At 41.1% G+C, this 21,606-nt stretch carries 14 protein-coding genes; all 14 read right to left on the bottom strand.

The window, feature by feature from the left end; translation table 11 throughout:
• Positions 1-62 precede the first annotated feature (62 nt).
• Complete coding sequence (locus tag T489_RS13975) at positions 63-5,276, bottom strand: PKD domain-containing protein (RefSeq protein WP_051621694.1); 5,214 nt, start codon at positions 5,274-5,276, stop codon at positions 63-65.
• Between the two features lie 230 nt (positions 5,277-5,506).
• Positions 5,507-7,726 (bottom strand): PKD domain-containing protein, encoded by a 2,220-nt coding sequence (locus T489_RS15675; protein ID WP_031578240.1) that lies wholly within the window; start codon positions 7,724-7,726, stop codon positions 5,507-5,509.
• Between the two features lie 65 nt (positions 7,727-7,791).
• The gene (locus T489_RS13970) at positions 7,792-12,171 is read right to left on the bottom strand and encodes an alpha-amylase family glycosyl hydrolase (protein WP_051621693.1); all 4,380 of its coding nucleotides are present in this window, start codon (positions 12,169-12,171) and stop codon (positions 7,792-7,794) included.
• Between the two features lie 304 nt (positions 12,172-12,475).
• A complete protein-coding gene (nudE, locus tag T489_RS0101255) occupies positions 12,476-13,042 on the bottom strand; it encodes an ADP compounds hydrolase NudE (RefSeq protein WP_031578238.1) in 567 nt (188 codons plus the stop codon).
• A 1-nt stretch (position 13,043) separates the two neighbouring features.
• Complete coding sequence (gspN, locus tag T489_RS0101250) at positions 13,044-13,814, bottom strand: type II secretion system protein N (RefSeq protein ID WP_031578237.1); 771 nt, start codon at positions 13,812-13,814, stop codon at positions 13,044-13,046.
• The gene (gene gspM, locus T489_RS0101245; RefSeq protein WP_031578236.1) at positions 13,807-14,382 is read right to left on the bottom strand and encodes a type II secretion system protein GspM; all 576 of its coding nucleotides are present in this window, start codon (positions 14,380-14,382) and stop codon (positions 13,807-13,809) included. Before gspM ends, gspN begins: the two co-directional genes overlap by 8 nt.
• The gene (gene gspL / locus T489_RS0101240) at positions 14,382-15,578 is read right to left on the bottom strand and encodes a type II secretion system protein GspL (RefSeq protein ID WP_031578235.1); all 1,197 of its coding nucleotides are present in this window, start codon (positions 15,576-15,578) and stop codon (positions 14,382-14,384) included. The genes gspM and gspL overlap by 1 nt, the downstream gene beginning before the upstream one ends.
• On the bottom strand, positions 15,571-16,605 hold the full coding sequence (gene gspK / locus T489_RS0101235) for a type II secretion system minor pseudopilin GspK (RefSeq protein ID WP_031578234.1): 1,035 nt from the start codon (positions 16,603-16,605) through the stop codon (positions 15,571-15,573). Before gspK ends, gspL begins: the two co-directional genes overlap by 8 nt.
• Positions 16,605-17,207, bottom strand: a complete 603-nt coding sequence (gspJ, locus tag T489_RS0101230) for a type II secretion system minor pseudopilin GspJ (RefSeq protein WP_031578233.1) — start codon at positions 17,205-17,207, stop codon at positions 16,605-16,607. Before gspJ ends, gspK begins: the two co-directional genes overlap by 1 nt.
• Before the next feature lies 1 nt (position 17,208).
• Complete coding sequence (gene gspI, locus T489_RS0101225; protein ID WP_031578232.1) at positions 17,209-17,580, bottom strand: type II secretion system minor pseudopilin GspI; 372 nt, start codon at positions 17,578-17,580, stop codon at positions 17,209-17,211.
• Between the two features lies 1 nt (position 17,581).
• Entirely contained in the window at positions 17,582-18,208 is a 627-nt protein-coding gene (gspH, locus tag T489_RS0101220) for a type II secretion system minor pseudopilin GspH (protein WP_031578231.1), read from the bottom strand.
• A gap of 48 nt (positions 18,209-18,256) precedes the next feature.
• Positions 18,257-18,712 carry a type II secretion system major pseudopilin GspG gene (gene gspG / locus T489_RS0101215; RefSeq protein WP_051621692.1) on the bottom strand — a complete coding sequence of 152 codons (456 nt, stop codon included), beginning with the start codon at positions 18,710-18,712 and terminating at the stop codon, positions 18,257-18,259.
• A 44-nt stretch (positions 18,713-18,756) separates the two neighbouring features.
• Positions 18,757-19,998 (bottom strand): type II secretion system inner membrane protein GspF, encoded by a 1,242-nt coding sequence (gspF, locus tag T489_RS0101210; protein WP_031578229.1) that lies wholly within the window; start codon positions 19,996-19,998, stop codon positions 18,757-18,759.
• A gap of 5 nt (positions 19,999-20,003) precedes the next feature.
• Positions 20,004-21,602 carry a type II secretion system ATPase GspE gene (gene gspE, locus T489_RS0101205; RefSeq protein WP_084155357.1) on the bottom strand — a complete coding sequence of 533 codons (1,599 nt, stop codon included), beginning with the start codon at positions 21,600-21,602 and terminating at the stop codon, positions 20,004-20,006.
• Positions 21,603-21,606: the final 4 nt, after the last annotated feature.

Genomic DNA, 21,606 nt, shown 5'->3' with positions numbered 1-21,606 from the left:
ATAAAGAGTTCGTCTTTATGAAAACGAACTCTTTTATAAATTTGTGGTTTAAATATCAGTTATTACTTAAGAAACTGACTCTTTGAAGCCACTTTTCCACCGGTATATCCCTTAACAAGAACTCTCATAGAAGCACCAGGAATATTACCAAGATTTACGGTTCCGCCACTTACAGTGTAGCTGGTTCCGGTCACGAGATCCTGATAGGTACCATCGGTAGCCCCGCTTACAGTCACATCACCGCCACCTGTTCCAGGAATGGCAACAATGGCAACATCATTTTCGTACTGTCTTTCAAATACGAAAGGTTCGCCGTTAAGAACTTTCAGAGTTCCTCGTCTTAAAGCAATCGATGCCTTTCTTATTGCATTTAAATCTGTAATGTGACTGATGATTGGATCACCGTTATCAATTGTATCCCCGACATACAGTCTACCGGTGTCCTTCACGAGGTCGTCTGCACTGGTAAGATCCGGAGGTAGACCAACGCGAACTCCGGTTTCATCACCGGCATACATTACTGGAATACCGCGAACGGTCCATAGCACGTTGTATGCAAGGGCTGAATTAGCTCTGTCAGTACAGCAGTGCTGTGCACCTGAACCTGCCCAGGTGTTATCCGGAGTAAGGTCATGATTCTGGAAGAAAGTTACCAGCTTGGTCGGATCGGCATACCAGCTGTCAAATGAGTTAAAGACGTTAGCCAGTTCGTTTACCCCGCCCTTGGTTACGTTATTTCTGAAGGTACTCATTAATGAGAAGTCCAGAACAGAAATACCTGAATCTCCTGATTTTTCCGCACCAGCAGCAGACGTTCTGGTGTAGTACCAAGGATGCAGTTCTGAAGGAGTGTTATCACCGAAACCCTTAATCAGAGCTTCGCCGAATACAAACAAACCAGGCTTATACTTCTGCCACTTTGATGTCATAGCCATAACATCCTCTCGGGGCATATGCTTAAGAGTATCTATACGAACAGCATCAATACCCATGTCAAGGTACATTCTCATCATGGCATTCATATAGTTCTGAACCTGCTCTGTTTCAGTTGTTAAGTCAACACAGTCACCAGCCATACTGCGCTGCTGTACTTCATCAACACTTTCCCAGTTGTTGGTGTAAGTTGAGTGATACCAGTAAGAATAAAGCTGCTGTCCTGAACCAGGAGACCAGTAATAATTATCGTATGGCTTTTCACTGTCAGCATTTCCATCCACAGGCACTGAAGCATCATTGAAGTGAACAGTGAACTTGGCGGAAGCATCTGGATCACCAGCGCAGACACGTCGATGCCATGTTGGAGCAACAGGATTGTCATTGTCACAGCGGTTATATGACTTATAATCACCTACATTCTTGACATACACATCTCCCATATTTATGCCGTCCTTGCCGTATTTAGCGTCGACATGATATTTGGTAGGAATTTTATCAAGATATACCTGACCGCGAATACCGTAGTTACTTGAATGGTTAAGCACCACGTCCTGAACAACCTTGATTCCCTTGGCATGAGCTGCCTTAATGAAATCAAAATAAGTTGCACCAGGGCTTTCAAGTCTGAGATCCGGCTGGAACCAGTCATATGCATGGTAACCGTGATAATCAAGACCTGAACGGTTTTCTACCGGTGGAGTAATCCAAATTGCGGTGAATCCCATTGATTTGATGTAGTCAAGCTGTTCAATCAGTCCCTTAAAGTCACCTCTCCAGCTTGGGTCATCAATATCAAAACGGTCACGACAATAATAGTTGTTGTCCTTATCACCATCGTAGTAACGTGCTGTTACGACAAAATAGATTGTCTCATCACGGAAATCAGTTGATGCTGAAACAGCAGGATTCTGCGATTTGATAAACCAGAAGAAGTGCTGTTCCTGTTTAGCACCGTTACTGCCTACAACAAGAGCGCGAAGTCTGTATGCTGTGCCTAACTTATCAGTGGAAGTATCCTTTAATGAAATCGGACCGGTATACTTGGTTGATGAAGTAGTTGGTTCAGTATTATCCAGTGTGTAGTAGATAGTAGCATCAGTACCGTTTCTGTCGGCATCCTCGGTAGTTAAAGTAACAACCTGATCTTCATGGTAACTGCCTGGAATAAGACTTGGAACAATGAATGGAGCAGAATCAACACCACCTAATCCTTCGGCAGTGGAGTCAAAACCTGCTGTACTGAGGTCATTCCAAGGAATATTGTTGGTGAGAACACTATCATCAGGATCTACCTCAGGATCAACCTTGCCGCCACCGGAAACCTTGGTAGCTGTTCCAGAAAGAACACAGGAATCAATTACAGTCCACTTTCCGTCATAACATCCCGCTGAAGGAGCATTGGTCAAATCACCTGTAATTTTCTCTCCGCCTTTCAGGAATATGACGTTGACTTTGCTTTCTGTTATTGCTGAAGTGTCATAGAAAGACCATGAACTGTCTTCTGAAGCAGTAGTCATGGCTGAACCAGGCCATTCACCTGCCAGTACCCCTGAATCATTCCAGATATAGATACCGTCAGCAACTCCCTTATAGTAGATTCCCTTCTTCTCAGGAACAACACTTGTGCCTTCAGCAAGTTCGAATGTATAGGATTTAGATACACTCTTGCCTTCACTGGTAACAGTGAGAACCACTGTCTTGGTTCCCCCCTGGGTATAGGTCACGGTCGGATTCTTACCGGTTGCAGTCTTACCGTCATCCAAATCCCAGCTGTATGTCTGAGGTTTTGAAACTTTAACAGTTGAATAGGCTGTTAAAGTGCCTTTCAGACCGTTAAAATCATAAGTGAAATCAACTTCAAAATCACCTGTTGCTCCGACGGTAACATTCTTTGTTGCAGGTTGACTTTCCGCTTTGCCGTCAGAAGCAGTCAAAGTAACAATGTAAGTACCTTCCTTGGCATAAGTATGAGTACCGCTTTCAGTCTCAGAAGTTGAACCGTCTCCGAAATTCCACTTATAAGTGAGAGTATCTCCATCTTCGTCTGTTGATTCGGATGCATAGGTTAATGTTAAACCATCAACACTTGACTTAATTTTAGCAACCGGAGCATGATTGCCGGATGTAACGGTAATCTTTTTAAAAACTGTTTCACTGTTTACCTTACCATCAGAAACAGTAAGTTTAATGGTATATTCACCTTCCTGGGAATAATCATGTGTACCTTTTTCCAGTTCTGATGTAGTTCCATCACCGAAATCCCACAAATAAGTGAGTGAATCTCCGTCTGCATCTGTTGATCCGCTGGCGTCATAAGACAGCTGCATACCAGACTGGGATGATGAAATAACAGCTACAGGAGCATTATTGATAACAACATCAATGCTTACCTTGTTCTGAACTTTTCCGTCTAGCTGACCATCACTGGCAGTAAGAGTTACAGTATAATCCTTCTTTTCTGAAGGGTACTTATGGATCGGATTTTCTTCAGTTGAAGTAGTGCCGTCACCAAAATCCCATACGTAACTGAGTTTATCCCCGTCATCGTCCTTAGAGTTATTGGTAAAACTTACAGTTACTTTGTCATCCGCAACCTGATGTGTAAAATCAGCCTTTGGTGCATGATTAACAACATCTTTCATAACAACTACAGTATGAGTATCCGTTGCTACGGTAGTACCTTCGGAATTCAGCAGTTTTAAAATAATGGTGTATTCACCATCTTCATTATAGGTATGGACAATTTCCTGTCCCTTTTCGGTATTTCCGTCTCCCATGTTCCATTCATATGTAACATCACCGCTGATACCTGATGATTTTGCCTTCATTGATACCACAAGACCGTTTGATTCAATGTCGGAAATGGAAACTGTAGGAACAAGAATACTTTCTACCGTAACAGTGAATGGGTAAGAAGCTGTTGAATCACCTGCTGTATAATACAGAATAACAGTATATGCCCCTGCCTTACTGAAAGTTTTTGTAACTTCTGCTCCGGAAATTTTTTCAGATGTACTCCCGTCCGTAAAGTCCCAGACAGGATCCTTCGCATCGGTTTTTAAAGTTACAGTCAGACCATTTGTAGTAATATCGATATTTGGAATTACTACAGGTTCATCCTTGGAAACTTTTACACTGAATGTTGCAGGCTCTGACTGATTTCCAGCCTCGTCTTCAACAACTAAAGAAATGGTATAGCTGCCTGCTTCACTGTATGTATGAACCGGAGACTTTTCAGTTGAAGTGCTTCCATCTCCAAAATCCCACATGTATTTTGCAATATTGCCGGAAGAATTATTAGACAGTTCAACAGTCAGCTGCTCAATCTTTGATATACTGAAACTTGCCTTAAGATCTGCACCGCACATTGAAGATGTGGTTTCAAATTTTTTAACTTCCTTAACGGTTGCCAGTCCATCAGTAACTGACAGAGTAGCCTGATGTTCGCCTATATTACTGAATACATGCTGAAAACTCTGCTTCTTTTCAACGGTTCCATCATCAAGTTCCCATTTATATGACAGGGTATCACCATCCTGATCTGTAGCCTTCGCGGTAAAAATCACTTCACGACAGGCAACTTCTACAACCTGAACATTGGTGATCTGTGGCTCATGATTAGTATCAACGCCGTCAATCAAATGATCAAAATTACTATGGGTAGCATATGAACTTATAATACCCTCGACTGAAACACCTTTATTCAGGGCTGTCTCAATTTTGGTGATTGCTCCTTTAACATTCTGAACAACTGCATCGCTGCCAAGATTATGATTCATATTGGAGAGGGACTGCAGGAATACGGATACAGCACTTCCAGATCTAATGGTTGAGTCAAAGGCTGAAGCATTGATACCGATTAAATTTGCCAGAGAACTCTTTGCTGCATCAATATCAAGTCTCTGGTTTTTGGAATATCTGTAAAGCTGAGAAGTCAGCGGATTGACATTGATTGAAAGATTGTTTGATTCAGCCTTTGTAACTGAAGATAACATCTCGGCACTGGTAACGTTAATAAACGTTTTTTGGTTATTAACAACAGCCATCAGGTTGCTGCCCTGAGTAATCTGATCTTTGGTAAGAGTCTGATTTGCATAACCATTGCTGTCTGTTGAAGTTAACTCAAGATCATCTGTTACGCTACATGATTCATCACGATTATCATCCAGACACACGGTTATATTTGATACTGGAGCTCCGGTCTCGTCCTGAACGGCCAACTTGACGTTATAATCGGAAATAACTGGATCATCTCCATTACCGCCACCGCCGCCTCCACAGGCTGTTACACCTACGGTGAGCATAATGGCTGAAGCAAGTCTGCTATATTTAAAATTCATGTTTCAACACCTGTAATTTTGTTCATGAAAAAGTTTTCAGAGAAAAATTTTATCATATCAATATCACAATCCATTTAACACATTTAACAGATATTTAACACCGATCACACTAATAATTTGATATGTGTAGACATTTTATATAGACATTTAGTATACGTTTTTAAAACAGAAAACCACTGTCAAACAGATGACAGTGGTTTTAAAGATTGATAAATATCAGCTAAATTACATTATTCCAATGTACATTTCAGCAACTCATCAACAGCAACATATTTATCTGATACAGGATCACTGTTAAGTCCGCCATCGGAAACCACGAGAGTCACGGTATATTCACCTGGTTCAGCATAAGTATGTGTACCTGACACTTCTTTTGATGTACTGTTATCACCGAAATTCCAAGAATAAGTCAAAGTATCACCATCTTCATCAGTTGATTTGCTTGCATCAAATGATAGAACCATACCGGAAATTGAGTTGGTCATCACTGCTACAGGCTTGTGAGAATCTGGCACATAAACAATATCAACAGGATTAGAAAACTCATCTGTCAGCGCACCGTCACTTACGGTTAACTTAACTGTATACTGCTTGGTTACATTGGCGTAAACATGAGTTGGTGACTTCTCAGTAGAGGTCTGATTATCACCGAAATCCCAAGAATAAGTCAAAGTATCTCCATCATCATCCTTAGAAGTATTAGTGAATTGTGCCTGTACCCCATTCACTGTATAAGTGAATCCGGCAACAGGTTTATGATTTTCCGGCGCTACGGTCACATCCTTCGAACTTGTTGCAAGAACCTTTCCTGATTCATCAAGTAAAGAAACGGTCACGGTATATGTTCCCTTCTTGCTGTAAGTATATTCAACGTCTGAACCGGTTAACGTGGTGCCGTCTCCCATGTTCCAGCTGAATGTCGCATTAGAAGGAGCATTCTCTGCAGAAGCATTCATCTTGACATTGAGGTATGATACGACTGGCTCACCAATACTTACAGAAGGGTCCTCAGGAGATACAACCTCAACTTCAAATGTTTTACTTCCCTTACTGTGCATCAGAACTACAGGATATTTACCACCGGCAGCAAAAGTCTTGGTAACGGAAAAACCGCTTAACTGCTCACCATCAGAGAATACCCATACAGGATTTTCAACATCTTTTGTGGTAAATGTAACAGTCAGTCCATTTACATTGTACTGAATATCAGGATCAACAGGAACAGGGTTAACCTCTACTTTTACCGGATACGTATAGGCTTCAGACTTAGTACCGTCCTTGCCAACCACAATAAGTGAAACGATGTATGTTCCTTCAGCCTTATAAACATGTGTTGGATTCTCTTCAGAAGACTTTTCTTCATCACCGAAATCCCATTCATAACTTTCAATATCACCTGATGAAACATTTGAAAATTCAACCTGGAGTTCAGTAGCTTTAAATGTGAACAGAGCCTTAAGCTCAGTGAAACTGCCACACATATCTGAGTTAACAGTCACAGACTGACTCTTTGAAACAGGAGCTTTCCCGTCTGTTACTGACAACTGAACATTATATGTTCCGTTTGCAGCAAATATATGCTGAACATTAGGACCGGTAAGCGAACTGCCGTCACTGAATGTCCAGGTAAAGGTCAAAGGATCTTTATCCTCATCAGTTGCGGTAGCGGCAAACATATAGGTTCTGCACGCAGCTAATGCAGATTTCAAATCAGTAATTACAGGTGCATGATTTTCTGCATCTTTTTCTAGATGGTCAAAATCACGATAATTCTTATATGAAGTTACAATTTCATCAGATGTTAAACCATCAGATAAAGCCGTTGAAACTTTATCACCAGCTCCGGTAACAATGGATATTACTGTTGAATCATTTAAATTGTCACCTACGGCATCAAGAGATCTGATAATAATTTCAAGAACACTGTCCTTCTTTACTGAATTGGTAAATTCTGTGCTGTTAACATTCATGATACTTGCAAGCTTAGCAATTGCAGCATCATGAGACAGGTTGTTGGCTTTGGCATACTTAGTCAGTTGAGTTGTGATAGGGTTGATATAAATAACGCCTTGTTTTACGTCAGCCGATTTTGCTGCATTAACAACTGAGTCGGTAAGCACATGAGAGTAAACACTGCCGTCACCGGAAACCGCAATCATATTCTTCAATGATTTGAACTGTTCTTCAGTGAAAGTGTGAATTGTTGCACCGTTACTGTCAGTTGTTTTCACTTCAACGTCGCTATCATTACATATAGCATCACCGTTTACGTCAAGACATACCTTCGCGCTGCTTACACTTACGCCATCAATATTCTGAACGATTGACTGGATTTGATAGGTAGTATTTGGATCTGGTTTAGGTTCATCACCACCGCCACCGCCGCCACAAGCGGTCACACCAATGCCTAACATCATGGCTGAAAATAATCTTGTATACTTATACTTCATAGCTTTTATACCTACTATAGCTCCGGGGAGCTGTGCCCCGGGCTTATCATCGTCATCCTAACTTCTTACTTATACCAAATTGTCACTGCTGTACCTTCAGCCACATTAGTTCCGGTGGTACCGTCGTCGTTAACGGTAACAGCATGAACTTTTTTCTTCCAGCCGTCAACTCCATCAATGGTTAAGTTATTACCACTGTTAATAACCATCTTGATTGAGGACCAGCTGTCACCCACGGCCTGACCATTAATATCAACAACAATGGCTCCGTTATTCTGTGAACCTTTGATATTATTTTCAATCAGAGTCTTTGTAGTCATGCGGAATGCAGGATGAGCCTTACGCATTGCAATAAGATTCTTGTAATAATCAAAAGTATCCTTGTAAGAAGTCTTTACATCCCATTTGATATCGTTTGAACCGTCTGCTGATTTATATGAATTTTCATTCATATTTTTGGTACGGCCAAATTCTTCACCTGCATGGATAAACGGAATACCCTGGCTCACAAGAATTACGCCATTACCGTACGCCTGTAAACGTTTAGCGTAATCTCCTGTAGCTCCCATCTTGGTGATCTTGTCAGTCCAGTTCAGATTATCATGAGCGGTAATGTACTGAACTGCCTGTTCTGGATCTGCAGCAAACAGCGGAGTCCATGTATTGGTGCTGTCACCTACACCACCTTTGATACCGGCCATTACACAACCGAAGTTTCCATCAACATCGCCGACGTCAGAATAAGTTTTGTTGAAGAGGAAGCCTCCGACCGCATTATCACTGCCACCCTTGAGGCATTCACGATATTTACCGTTAAATACGCCAACGTGACCGCTAGCCGCATTTCTGATTGTTCCAAGTCTTACACGGGTGCTTTCTGAAGGATCAGTAGCGTAACCGTTCCATGGTTCACCATACATAAGGAATTTACGATCAGGATATTTATTATTGAGATATTCACCCCATTCCTTGAAGTCAGACACATCAAATATGCCAACGAGGTCGAAGCGGAAACCGTCAATATTGTATTCAGTAGCCCAGTATTCAAGAGAATCACGGATAAAACGACTTACCATGTCATTCTTGGCATCAACTGAATTACCGCATCCGGATAAATCTACTGAAGTGTAGTACTTACCGGAAATCTTAGAGAATACATCCTTGCTGTAAGTATGGTTATATACCACGTCCATAATTACACGAATGCCGTTCTTGTGGAATTCATCAACCATGGTCTTGAATTCCTTAACCTTCTGCTTGTAGTTTTCAGTACCGAATACGGATGTGTAACGATCTTCAGGAACGTTGAAGTTTACAGGATCATAACCCCAGTTGTAGCATGATGAATCCTGAGAATCAACATTTGAACAGGTACCGTAATCATATACCGGAAGTAACTGAACGTGAGTTATGCCGAGATCTTTCAAATGATCAAGACCGGTCTTTAAACCTTTTGAATTGGTAGTTCCTGCCTCAACCATACCGAGGTAACGACCGCGATTGGCAGCTGAAACACCAGAGGAACTGTCAATGGTGAAGTCACGTACATGTACTTCATAAACAATTGAATCTTCTCTTTCCTTTAAAGCAGGACGTTCGGCCCATCCGTTAGGAAGATCGGTATCACGCATGTTCATAACGATGTTTACATTGTTTTCAGCAACTGCACCGGTACCAGTGTAGTTAGTAGGCTTTACCATCTTACCGTATGGGTCGTGAACATCGCTTCCGTTAACCTTGAACTGATATTCCTTACCGTCAAGATCGCCTTCAACAACTGCTTCATAAACATCAGAATATCCGGAAACGTTGGTTTTGGACATAGTGTACGTCTGACCGTTAACGGTTACTGAAACATTTGATGAATCAGGAGACCATAGTCTGAATGTAGTTGCTGTCGGAGTGTATGATGCACCAAGGAAGGTGTATGCAAGGCTTGAAGTTTCACAGTTATTGGTACTTCCATCCTTGTCACAGTTTGCTTTCTTATCGTCAACTACGGTTTCTTTCTTGGTAACAGTAAGAACCTTTGTTGATTCATTGAAGGTTATAGTGTATTCACCTGCTTCAACACTGATGAAATCACCGGAAGCCTTTAATGCTTCACCTGCCTTACCGCCTAAGAAAATACACTGATCCTTGCTGTTAGGAAGAGCTTCAATCTTAAAGCTTGTAGCTTCGGTAAAGTTGAATTCACCGGTCCACTCTGAACTGCTTGCTGACTTTTTGATTAACTCATGAGTTCCATAATTATCATGAGAAGTTCTGATCGCAGTCTTGGCATAACCGGTAGTTTCGCCACCACCTACAGTTACATCTTCTTCTGCTGTATTGCTTGCCTTGCTTGGGTCAGTTACAGTAAGTGTTACGTGATACGTTCCCTTTTCATCATATGTTACTGATGGATTCTTATCTGTTGAGGTCTTTCCATTACCGAAATTCCAACTGTAAGTTAATGTATCACCATCTTCATCCTTTGATGTGTTGGTAAAGGTGACGGTAAGACCATTAATTTGGGTGGTAAAACCTGCAACAGGGTCATGATTGGAAGAACCTGCTTTCACAAATTCATAAGTCATGTCCGCATCTTTAATCTTTAAGGTGTAGTCACCTGTCAGAGTAGTATATTCATCACCATCAGTAGAAGTATTAATTGCTAACTTACCAGGTGTTCCGGATGCACCATATACATTTCCGGTCCATGCACAGCCTTCGGCAACCTTAAATCTCTGCTTATCAGCTCCGGTAAGAGTTACATCAACAGTCCAGTAACCGGTTGACTTGCTGTAAGTCATAGGATCAAACTTCCATGAATTTGAAGTACCGGCATAACACAAATTATTCTTGGTTGCTGGAATGGAAACACAGCTTGAATCAGTTGGGTTTGTTAAACAGTAACAACCTTCTGTTTCAGGATACTTCTGACAGTAAGACACACATATACCGTCAGTGGTCTGAGATCCCTTACATAAGCAGGCTGCTCCATTCGGATCTGTTTCACAGGGATCTACTCCTTTGCCGCACCACTGTGAGTCAGTACAGATTGCAATGGCACTCATTGAAGGAATGGTAACAGTAATTTTTCCACCACTTACAGTTATATCCGAACCGCAAGGATTATTCTTAGGATCAGTTGCCCCGAGGATATCACAATAAGTACCGTCAGCCATAGTCACATTGAAGCTCTTGGTTACGTCACTGCCGCTGGTATTCATGGCATAGAAACCCTTTGAGCCTCTATTAAACCACAGTACATTGTCACTAAATCCACTGGTAGATACCGCTTCGCCACGTGTTGCTCTGGCAAACCTTGGAGCATTAAGAACAAAAGGCACACGATGCTGACATAACCAGCCTCCCTGACAACGGTCCGCACTTATCGGACCGGCAGGATCGTGAGAATTGAACTTATAACCTGAATAAATCTGTCTAACCTTACCTTTAGGCCACACTGCAAGCCATGACTGAGCAAGATTATATTTAGGATTTTCCTGAGTTCCCATAGAACAGCTTCCAGCTGAACAGCGATGATATTCATCATCGTGATTGTTTACGAATACCTCAGCATTATCACTGTCTACAGCAAGCCCGAAAGTTAAAGCACTACCATAATCACCGTTATCAAATATTTCCTTCATGCGGTCAACATAGCTGAAATCAGTTACTACTGAATTATCAATAAAGGTATATTTGTTCGGCTGAATATCTGGAGCTTCCTTGGAATTACCGATAACTTCCATATAAATCGGAGGTCTTTTTCCTGCTTTTGCTGCAGTTTTCTCCATGATGGCATTAATGTCGTTATAGTGCATGTGCTTAGCAGCATCTATACGGAAACCGTAAACACCCATGTCCATAAGTTTAACCAGAAAATCAGCAATTTTGTCCTGAGTGCTTGAATTATCTGTGGCAGTATCCGTCATTCCAAGAAGAGCACACTGTCTTACGTTCCATTCATCGGAATAATTACTTACCGAACAGCCATTATGATGAAAATCGCCGTCGTTAAAACCATCTGGATAGCTGTTGTTTCCGTAAGTAGAGCCACCAAGACCTACACCGTCGTTAGGTCTCTGATTAAATACGGCGTCAGCAAAAACCTTTACACCAGCTTCATTACAGGCTTTTATCATGTTTTTAAGCTGCGTTTCATTACCTGTCATGGTTGTAAAATTATTAAAATTAACAGGCTGATAAACGGCCCACCAGACATTTTCTTTATTTGCGTGTTCGGCTGGCTGTGAAATCTGAACACCGTCAAAACCAGCAGGTCCAAGGTATTCTGTACATTCCTTTGCTATACTGTCATATGACCACTGAAATGGATGAATAATAACCATTTCACTCTCGTAATTCTTGGCAAACGCCAAATTAGGCGCAAATGCCAACACAGCGGAAGATACAGCCAAACTTAGAAGTTTAACTCTAAAGTTATTTAAGCTCATCTAGATACTCCGTCTATCAAAATGGATAAAAAAGAAAAAATAAGGAAATAAAAACACCCGATTTTCATTTCAATAATTTGAAAGAATAACATAAAACGTTTTCAAAAATTCTGACATTAATCAAATTTTAATTGAAATTTAACATATTTTTTACAAAATTTTCATTATAAAATATCGGATATCTCATATAAAATTAATAACACACAAAAAAATCAGTCTCTGAATAAGACTGATTTTTTATCGTTTGTTTCTCTGATTTATCAGGAATGAGAATTACGAACGGATATTCTTTTTTTATCCATATTCATAAAGGTAAATTCAATTTTTTCAGTGCCAGTACAACCCCGGTTATGCATCTTGCTTCACAAAGCTCTGAGTCATCGTCGTATAGGAGAGACATTATTCTGTCCAAAGGTACATACTCCCTTTCAATGGCCTCTGGTTCGTCTCCACTGTCAAGACGATGTTCTGACAGATTTACCGCCATAACCAGATGAAGCTTAAGCCCCATAAATCCGGGAGCGAAATTAAGAGTTCTCAACAAGGTAAACTGTTCAGCACCTAACCCTATCTCCTCGCCAAGTTCTCGTTCAGCAGCCTCCAGCGGGGTTTCACCTGCATCTATTTTTCCCTTTACAAAACCAAGTTCATACTTCTCAGTTCCGACACAGTATTCTCTTGTAAATACAAAAGCCTTTTTTTCTGAATCGTAGGGAACAACCATTACGGCTCCGTTGCCTCCGGCAAGCCTCTCATACGTTGTCTTAACGCCGTTTGAAAATTCGAGATCAACACCTTCGACTCTGAATAAGCGGCTTCTGGTAACTTCCTTTACTCCTAGTATTTTTGGGAGAACATGACTGTATTTCATTCTACATACGCCCTTTATACTTAATTTTAATCTGTCCGTCAGTCCCTGGCTTTCCCAGCATGCCAATGAGTGCACCCACTTTATCAGGAATAGCTCCCTTTGGCCTCAACCCGCCTGTTAAATCATATTCAGACATATTAACTACACTGATGTCTCCATTAAAAGAGAAAACGTCAGAATCCTGTTTTATCTGTATCTTAAGATTACGTTTGTCTCCTTTAATTTCAACATTGATTCTGCCCACATCTATGAGCGTTTCTGCATCAAACGGATGCTGAACCAATACATCATTAAGAGTAATAACTCCGTCGATACTGTTAAAATTTCCTTTGTTATCAAAAAGAACCGTTTCCAGATTACCTCTTATTCCACCTTCTACCTTAAGCTGTATAGGAAGTTTTAATAAGGGAATGACCTTTTCAAGATAGCTGTCAAATTTTGCATTCTTTATCCTGACTTCTTTGTTAAGACTAAGAACATTAACATCACATGCTCCCGTCAATATTTCAGGATCAGAAACCGTTATGGCTACACCTTTGGAAAAAAACAGAGTAAACATGTTGAATTTCCAGTCAATCTTACTTAGACGAATATTATCAATATCAACTGTTTCAACATGACCGTTCCACAGATCCCCTCTAACATCGTACAGTCTGACATTATTAGGAAGATCTATCATGGATACAAGTTTATTCGCAGGGGCCAGATAAAGAACAAAGAAAATAAATACAACGATTATAAACAATGTCCTGACAATAATCTTTTTAATCATCATATTCCCCTTTATCCAATCTGACTAGAATCATGTTGGATATATATACGATTCCGTCCCCCTGTTTATCAAGCGTAATCTGATCCACGGTAACACCAAACCTGTTTTCAAGTTCTGTAACAAAGTTCATTACTGATATATAACTTGCCGCTTCATCGGTCTGAACCTTAACTTTATTCTTTTCCTTGTTGTAGTCAGAAATGACATTCACACCTTTAATTTTGTTGTTTCTTGCGGCTATAACGACGCATTCTTCCATACGTCTGCCCAAATCCGGTCTGGTAACATCCTGAGGAGAAACTCTTGATGCGTTTTGAAGGATATAATTATACCCGCTCTTTGCCCTGTCTAAACTCAGTTGAGCGTTCTTTAACTGGTTCAATTTAGGCCTGATACCGACAACAAACAGGAACATGAAGACTGCTATTGTAATACCCACCGCCAAAATCACCTTCTCTCTTGAGGTCTTATGGCTGAGACCTTTTTTTAAGTTTGCTCCTGATAGAGAAAATTTACCTGATGACACAGAGCTCAGTTTCTGCATCAAAGCCTGAATTTTTTCTTTCATTACTTTAATCTCCTTAACTGAACTGTATTCAACATTCTGTCACGGCTTGGCTTGGATTCAATAAAGCTACCGGAAAAATCAGGACTTAAACCTTTTAAAAAAGCTTCCTTGTCAAAACTGCCGTCTGTTAAAAACTGAAGTGTAAAAGTCTTTTTAGGTCTGTCAAACTTAAGGCTTACCATCTCAATGTTTTTCTTGGAATACACATACGGTACCATTATTTTTGACAGATCCACGAAACCTTCATCAGTACCGATCGGTGATGAATTTTCAATCAGCGCCTTCATTTTTCCAACCGGGTCATCAACATTTCCTGTCTGATGATTAATCTGATTAAAAATAATTCTTTGCTGATTGCGATAGTCCATGGTCTCACGAATTATCGACTTTGTTTTATATGACATATTAACAAACCACAGACTGAACATGATTACAATCAGAACAGCCACCTTTATCCAGGATCTGACAAACTTAACGTGGTAATTAATTTTTCTCTGCTTTGACGATAAGTTTATTTTGCTTTTTATTGTTCCCTCAGCAATTACCTTCTCGGCAGATTCAACAAGTGATTCCTCCCACTTTTCTTTAAACTCCCCAGGAAGCTCACTCAGTGAAATATATTTTTTCTTTTCGTCTTCACTTCCTTCAATCATAGGAAGCCAGTCTTCCTGAATTTCCATTCCGGTATTCTTATCATATCTGACTAGCCATACATTGTCATACTTCAGGAGATAACCTGCAAAATCAGCTTGATTCTTATCAGGGTAAGGAATGGTTAAAACATCAGGTACAATAATATCGACACTCAGACCGAGAAGCTCAAGGGCTTTTTCAAGATTTCTGAGTTCTGTGTGTTTGTAAATAACAACCTGATAATCATTCCCCTGTCTTTCCAAAACCCTGACAGAGAAATCGTCAACATCTTCCGCAAAATCATCTTCAATCACATACAGCAGTGAATTATATGCGCTCTTCTTTAGTTTTCCCGGAAAGGTAATCTTTTTAAAAGTCATAGAGGATGCAGGATAAAGCAAAACCACTATACGTTCCGGTGAGCCGGAATTAGTCTGAGCCAATTCTTCAATCGTTGCATTATGCCCGCTTGAAATTATATTTTTTGATGCATCATCATATGCAAACCAACTGTAATCTCTGGGGAAAGATAAATTAGGACGAATAAAAAGATACTCACTCATTAAGTTCACCCCTTAAGCGCTGATACACGACAAGACTGGTATCAGAATCTCTGTAAAATCTGGTTCGAAATGCAAATTCATGCTCTCCGAAAGATACTTTAATATTTGCCACGAAATAATTTGAATTAGTAACAACCGTCTTCTGCAGTCTGGTTTTCAATCCGTTCATGGCATCCGTATATTTTTGTATAACTGAATTATTTAAGAAACCGTCTGCAGTATCCCATCCGTATTCCGGACGCTCCTTGTTTATGACATTTAACGCCGTATCAAAATCCATGGTCCCTAAAAACATTGCTGACAGCAACGGTGCCTTTTTAAAAGTCAGAGTATTGATACTCACATTCATATCTGAAGTCGGAAGTGCACATATCAACGGTTCAAGCCTTCTGTAAATTTCAGGTGTCATGCCTCTTATAGCTCTAAGTTCACTCTTATCGTAAAACCTTCCTTGAGCCGTAAGATGGGGACTCGGTATAGATGAATAATACTGATCTTCAGCACCTACTGAAGACCTCATATCGGAATCCGTATCAATCCAGTCCATTGCCGAATCCACAATGGTGTCAGCAGTGTTTTCATCCGCTCCTGCGGAAATTATCAGTTGTGTAAAAACAAGTGCGGGATATGTTTTCTTCAGCAATCTGTAGTCAGTGTTCAGAATTGCCGACTCACTGGAAGTATCAATTGAAAGATTGTTATTCAGGGAATTTATATTAAAACATGCCATCTCATCATAAACGGTACCGCTTATTACGGAATCGTCCAAAGGGATCACCTGATTAGGCTGAGCCCAGTTCATTCCCAAATACACTTTTGACTTTGTTTTTTTGAAATCATCTATCATGTATTTTTTGATGATACCTTCAATACCGTCAACATACCATTTTGATGTCTGTACAAGGTCGGCATTGCTGGTTATAAAAAAGACGCGGTTATACCGCACTGCTATTGTGGTAGCGGTGATAATCATTATAGCTATGGCAAGCAGAGCCATTATCAGTGCAGTTCCATTGTTTTTCTTCATTAATGTTCACCGGCTATAACATAAATGGTCTTTTCTATCTTACCGTAATCTTCCAGCTCAATTTCAATCTTAAATCCTCCAGGCAAAGACATCTTGTTCTGCCAGTCTTTTGTCCACGAACCTGATTTATAAAAATTAAGCTTAAAAGAATTAACGCCACTTAAAACAGGTTCAAATTCAGGTTCAAACCCCACAACAGTGTCCGGAAAAGGATACGTGGCTCTCTGTAATTCCTTATTCTTAAGTCTGTACCAAACTCTGGTAATTTCGCCTCTTGGCAGCATTGCCCCGGGATTTAGACTGCCTCCAACAGAAAAAGACACCCCTACCCCATCTGACTGATACTTATTTTCCCCAACCTCAATAATTATTTTGCTTGAAGATCCGTCATATCTGAATTGACGGGGAACAGCCTGCGAAAAGTCTCTATCCACAACAGAAAAAGCCTTCTGCAATTCTACAAATCTGGCAGAATTCTCTTCAACCACACTATCAGCATTAATGACTCCGGTTATTATTTTATATGTAGCCTGAGCCAGAATTGCCATAATGACAATCGATAACAGAACCTCAATCAGAGTAAAAGCCTGAAATCTACGCATGTTATTTACTCACATAGGTTCTCAAATATGCCACAGGTGTATCAGTATTGGTTTTAGACGTTATAAAGACCTCAACTTCAAGAGATCGGAAATTAACATCCTGTGTATTCTGCCCGCGATACCGATAATACCAGGTTCTTCCGGCCAGCTCCTGTTTATCATTTACCCAGCTGTTGCTCGGCCAGATCTTGTTTAACTTTATCTGACTGAGAACATTATCTGCCACCATCTGCCCGAAATAAGACTCCTCCATTCCGGATAATCCGTGCATGGTATTGTAAATAACATTCATCACCGCTGAAGATGTAAGTGCAAAAATAACCAGAGCAATCATCACTTCCAGCAATGTCATTCCTTTATTTTTCTTTTTCATCTCAGAGCCTGTCCTTTTCAGAGTCAAAAAGTCTGAAGCGTCCCGTTTCAGTGGCTATTATCATTATGGGATTATTCTTATCGTCACCTTCTTCAGGAATAAGTCTCAGCCTGAAGGGGGTCACCTCACCAGTAGGATAAAACAGAATCTGCGGCCAATTGCGTTTTTCCACGTCTCTTGCCTGTTTATCAAAATCAACTTCGTCAAGTGTTTCGTCTTTTGTCTCGACTTTCATTCCGCCGACTTTCAGTTCTGCCTTGATCCCCTCATCAAAAGTAACATCTGTTGCAATACCTTCAACATTATAGGGACTCCAGGTCAGCTGATCCCAGTAGGACAAAAACATCTGCTGTTCAACGGAGAGATTCGTAAGCTTCTTATTGCCGTTCGGTGTCTGATACAGAAAAGTGTATCCGTCTGGTTTTACCCGAAGACCTATAATCCGCCCTTCCATTGATGCCCTGTCGGAAATCTCTTCCATAATAAGTAACAGTTTGTCGGCCTGTTCTGAGGCACTGCCGGCAAGACTGTCGTCTCCGGGAAGAGTCATTGATACTACTGATGCTGAAATCCCCATAATGAGAATTACCATCAAAATTTCAATTAAGGTAAAACCGTTATTTTTCATGAAAACTCCGGCATCAGTCTATGCAGGTTCAGTGTTAAAAACGCACCATTAATTACTGGTGCAGGCATCCAGAGTTTCTGTGGTCACGGTATCAACATTCCAGTTACCGATATCATCACAGGTCCCTGCTTCACCATCTGGACCGGCACTGAATACATCGTACTTACCGTGATCACCAGGCATCTTGTAATAATAAGGGCTGTCCCATGGGTCATTGGTAAGCTTTTCCACATAGCCACCGCTGCGGTATTTCTTTGGAACCGGTGCTGAAGTAGGCTTGCTTACAAGAGCGTTAAGCCCCTGATCCGTAGTTGGAAATCTCTTAACGTCCATCTGATACATCTTGAGAGCTGTTTCCAACCCCTGAATATCAGTCTTAACCTTGCTGATGTTTGCTTCATCAAGGCTTCCCATTACATTTGGCGCCACCATCGCAGCCAACAGACCAAGAATAACGATTACAACCATTATTTCCAGAAGCGTAAAACCTTTATTTCTAGACATTGTTACTCCAAAATACTATTCAATAAATTTGTACACACATTAAATTATCTGCCACCGACCATTGTATTCATCTGCAATAGAGGCTGCAGTATTGATATAACTATAAAAAGGACGATTACCGCCATACCAACTATAAGCATGGGTTCAAACACGGCCAGAGCCATGGCCACATTTCTTTTAAATTCATTACTCTGATTAGTAGCAGCTCTGCCCAGCATATTATCCAATTCACCGCTCTTTTCACCTGATGCAATCATGTGCAGCATCATGGGAGTAAAAAGCTTTGTCTCTCTAAGCGAACGGCTGAGCCCTTTACCTTCACGTACCTTTTCTGATGCTTCAGACAATCTGTCCTTTGCCACGAGATTAGTCAAAGTATCACTTGCCACTCTCATGCCTTCAATAAGAGGCACGGCACTTGAATGAAGTATACATAAAGTTTGGGCATATCTGGCGGTATTTAATGACCTGCTTACCTTGCCTATCACTGGTAACTTAAGAATCATGGCATGAATTTTTTTCTTAAAAACCGGATTTCTCATGGCAACGGAAAAAGCACAGAGTCCAACACCCAAAACCATAAGAATCAATATGCCGTAATGTCTGACAAAATTGGACAGTCCAATCATTATTAAAGTTGACTTAGGCAGAGTGGCATTCATATGCACGAACTGCTCAACCACTTTCGGTACCACTGTGGAAAGCAGGATACCGATAACCGAAACTGCTACCACTGACAGCACAATCGGATATATCAGGGCCTGTGTTACCTTGGCCTTGAGTTCCTGTTTGTTTTCAGTGTAATCAGCCAGTCGTTCCAGTACTTCATCCAAATGGCCGGACTTTTCACCTGCGGCCACCATTGACACGTACAGATCATCAAAGACCTTTGGAAATTTACGCATAGAATCTGCCAGCGTCAAACCTTCACACACCTTCTCACGTACAGAATTAATAATAGCCGCATGCTTAGGATTTTCACTCTGCTGTGCCACAGCTCTCAATGTCTCTTCCAATGGCATGGATGACGAAACAAGTGTTGCTATCTGACGGGTAACAAGACACAGGTTAGCGTTGGACATTCTCGGTTCAAACAAGGATGAAAAAGAAAAACCGCTACTGCTGTTACTGCCGGCGGAAGTCTTCAGTACACCTTCACGGACATCAGAAGGAATCAGTCCAAGTTCTTTAATTTTAGCACGGGCACTCTTGGGAGAATCGGCTTCCACTGTTCCCTTCTTCGATTTACCTGTCTTGTCAACAGCCGTGTACTGATACGTTGCCATTAGTCTTATTCCCCGCTAGTTACACGCATAACTTCCTCCAGAGAAGTTTTTCCGGCAAGAACCTTTGAAAAACCGTCATCTCTGATAGTAGGAGTGTATGGTCTTACTACTTTTTCGATGGCAACCTCTCCATCAGGGCTGTGGATTGCCAGCTGAACATCATTATTGACCTCGACAAGCTCATGAATGCCGCAGCGCCCCTTGTAACCAGTATTATTACATTCGCTGCAGCCAACCGGTTTATAAATTGTTACAGGATGGTCAATTCCCAAAATCTCCATATCATGAGCTGAAGTAACTACCGGCTGCTTGCAGTACGGACACAGAGTACGAACAAGTCTCTGAGCCAGAACAGCCAGAAGCGAGGTAGAGAGAAGGAACGGCTCAATTCCCATGTCCTTTAAACGGGTTATTGCACCAACAGCTGTATTTGTATGAAGTGTAGATAAAACAAGGTGACCTGTCAGTGATGCCTGAACTGCTATCTCTGCTGTTTCATGGTCACGGATTTCCCCTATCATAACCACATCAGGGTCCTGACGCAGAATAGCACGCAGTGCTCTCGCAAAGGTCATATCAACTTTCGGATTTACCGGAGTCTGACCAATCCCCTCCAGATCGTATTCAACAGGATCTTCTACGGTCAGTATATTTCTGTCTTTGGTATTGATTTCAGAAATACCTGCGTACAGAGTTGTACTCTTACCTGAACCTGTTGGTCCGGTTACAAGAATAATTCCGTGAGGCATTCTGATAAGCCTGCCGAATTTCTCCGCAATTGCCGGAGTCATACCCAGCTGACTCAATTCCAGACGTACACTGTTCTTATCAAGAAGTCGCATTACAATACGTTCGCTGTAACTGGTAGGAATGGTAGAAACACGCACGTCTACAGTTTTTCCGCCTACTACCAAGGAAATACGGCCATCCTGAGGAATTCTCTTTTCAGAAATATCCAGTTTGGCCATAACCTTGATGCGTGATATCAGATAAGGTGTAAATTTTCGTTCTAGAGATATATTTTCATGCAGAACACCATCCACACGAAATCTTATAACAAGCTTATTTTCATATGGTTCAATATGAATATCTGAAGCTTCTTCCTTTACGGCCTGCGCCAGCATGGCATTTATAAACCTTACCATCGGTGAATTTTCACTGTTATCCAGAAGATCTGCTTTATTAAGATCGTCTGAAAGGCTCAAATCCTCCACGTCATCACCCATGTTGCTGGCAATTCTTTGGGCTTCAGAATCATCATTCTGATACAAGTCAGTCAGCAGATTGTCAAAATCTTCAGCCGGCAGCTTCTTCAGTCCGAAATTTCTTCCGGCAAAACGTCTTACCTCGAGAAGCACATCCATGGAAGGCTGTTCCTTGAAGAAAAGATAAACATTTCCGTTATCTGACGCCAGAAGAACTCCTTTATCCCTGGCAAAAAGGAACGGAAGTCTCAGCTCATCGGCAGGAACGGCTTCAGGTTCAACTGCGGAAATAATGCTCTTTAACGGATCTGGTGAAGCCTGTACAGGCTCCTCTCCGCCATTTTCAACAGAAACGACCTTTTCAATATCTACAGTATCAATATCATTCAGATCAGACATTTAT

It is taken from the genome of Ruminobacter sp. RM87, assembly GCF_000701925.1.
GTDB classification, from domain to species: Bacteria; Pseudomonadota; Gammaproteobacteria; order Enterobacterales; family Succinivibrionaceae; genus Ruminobacter; species Ruminobacter amylophilus.
Note: the sequence above shows the minus strand (reverse complement) of the source record. Positions and strands in the feature narration are given on the sequence as shown.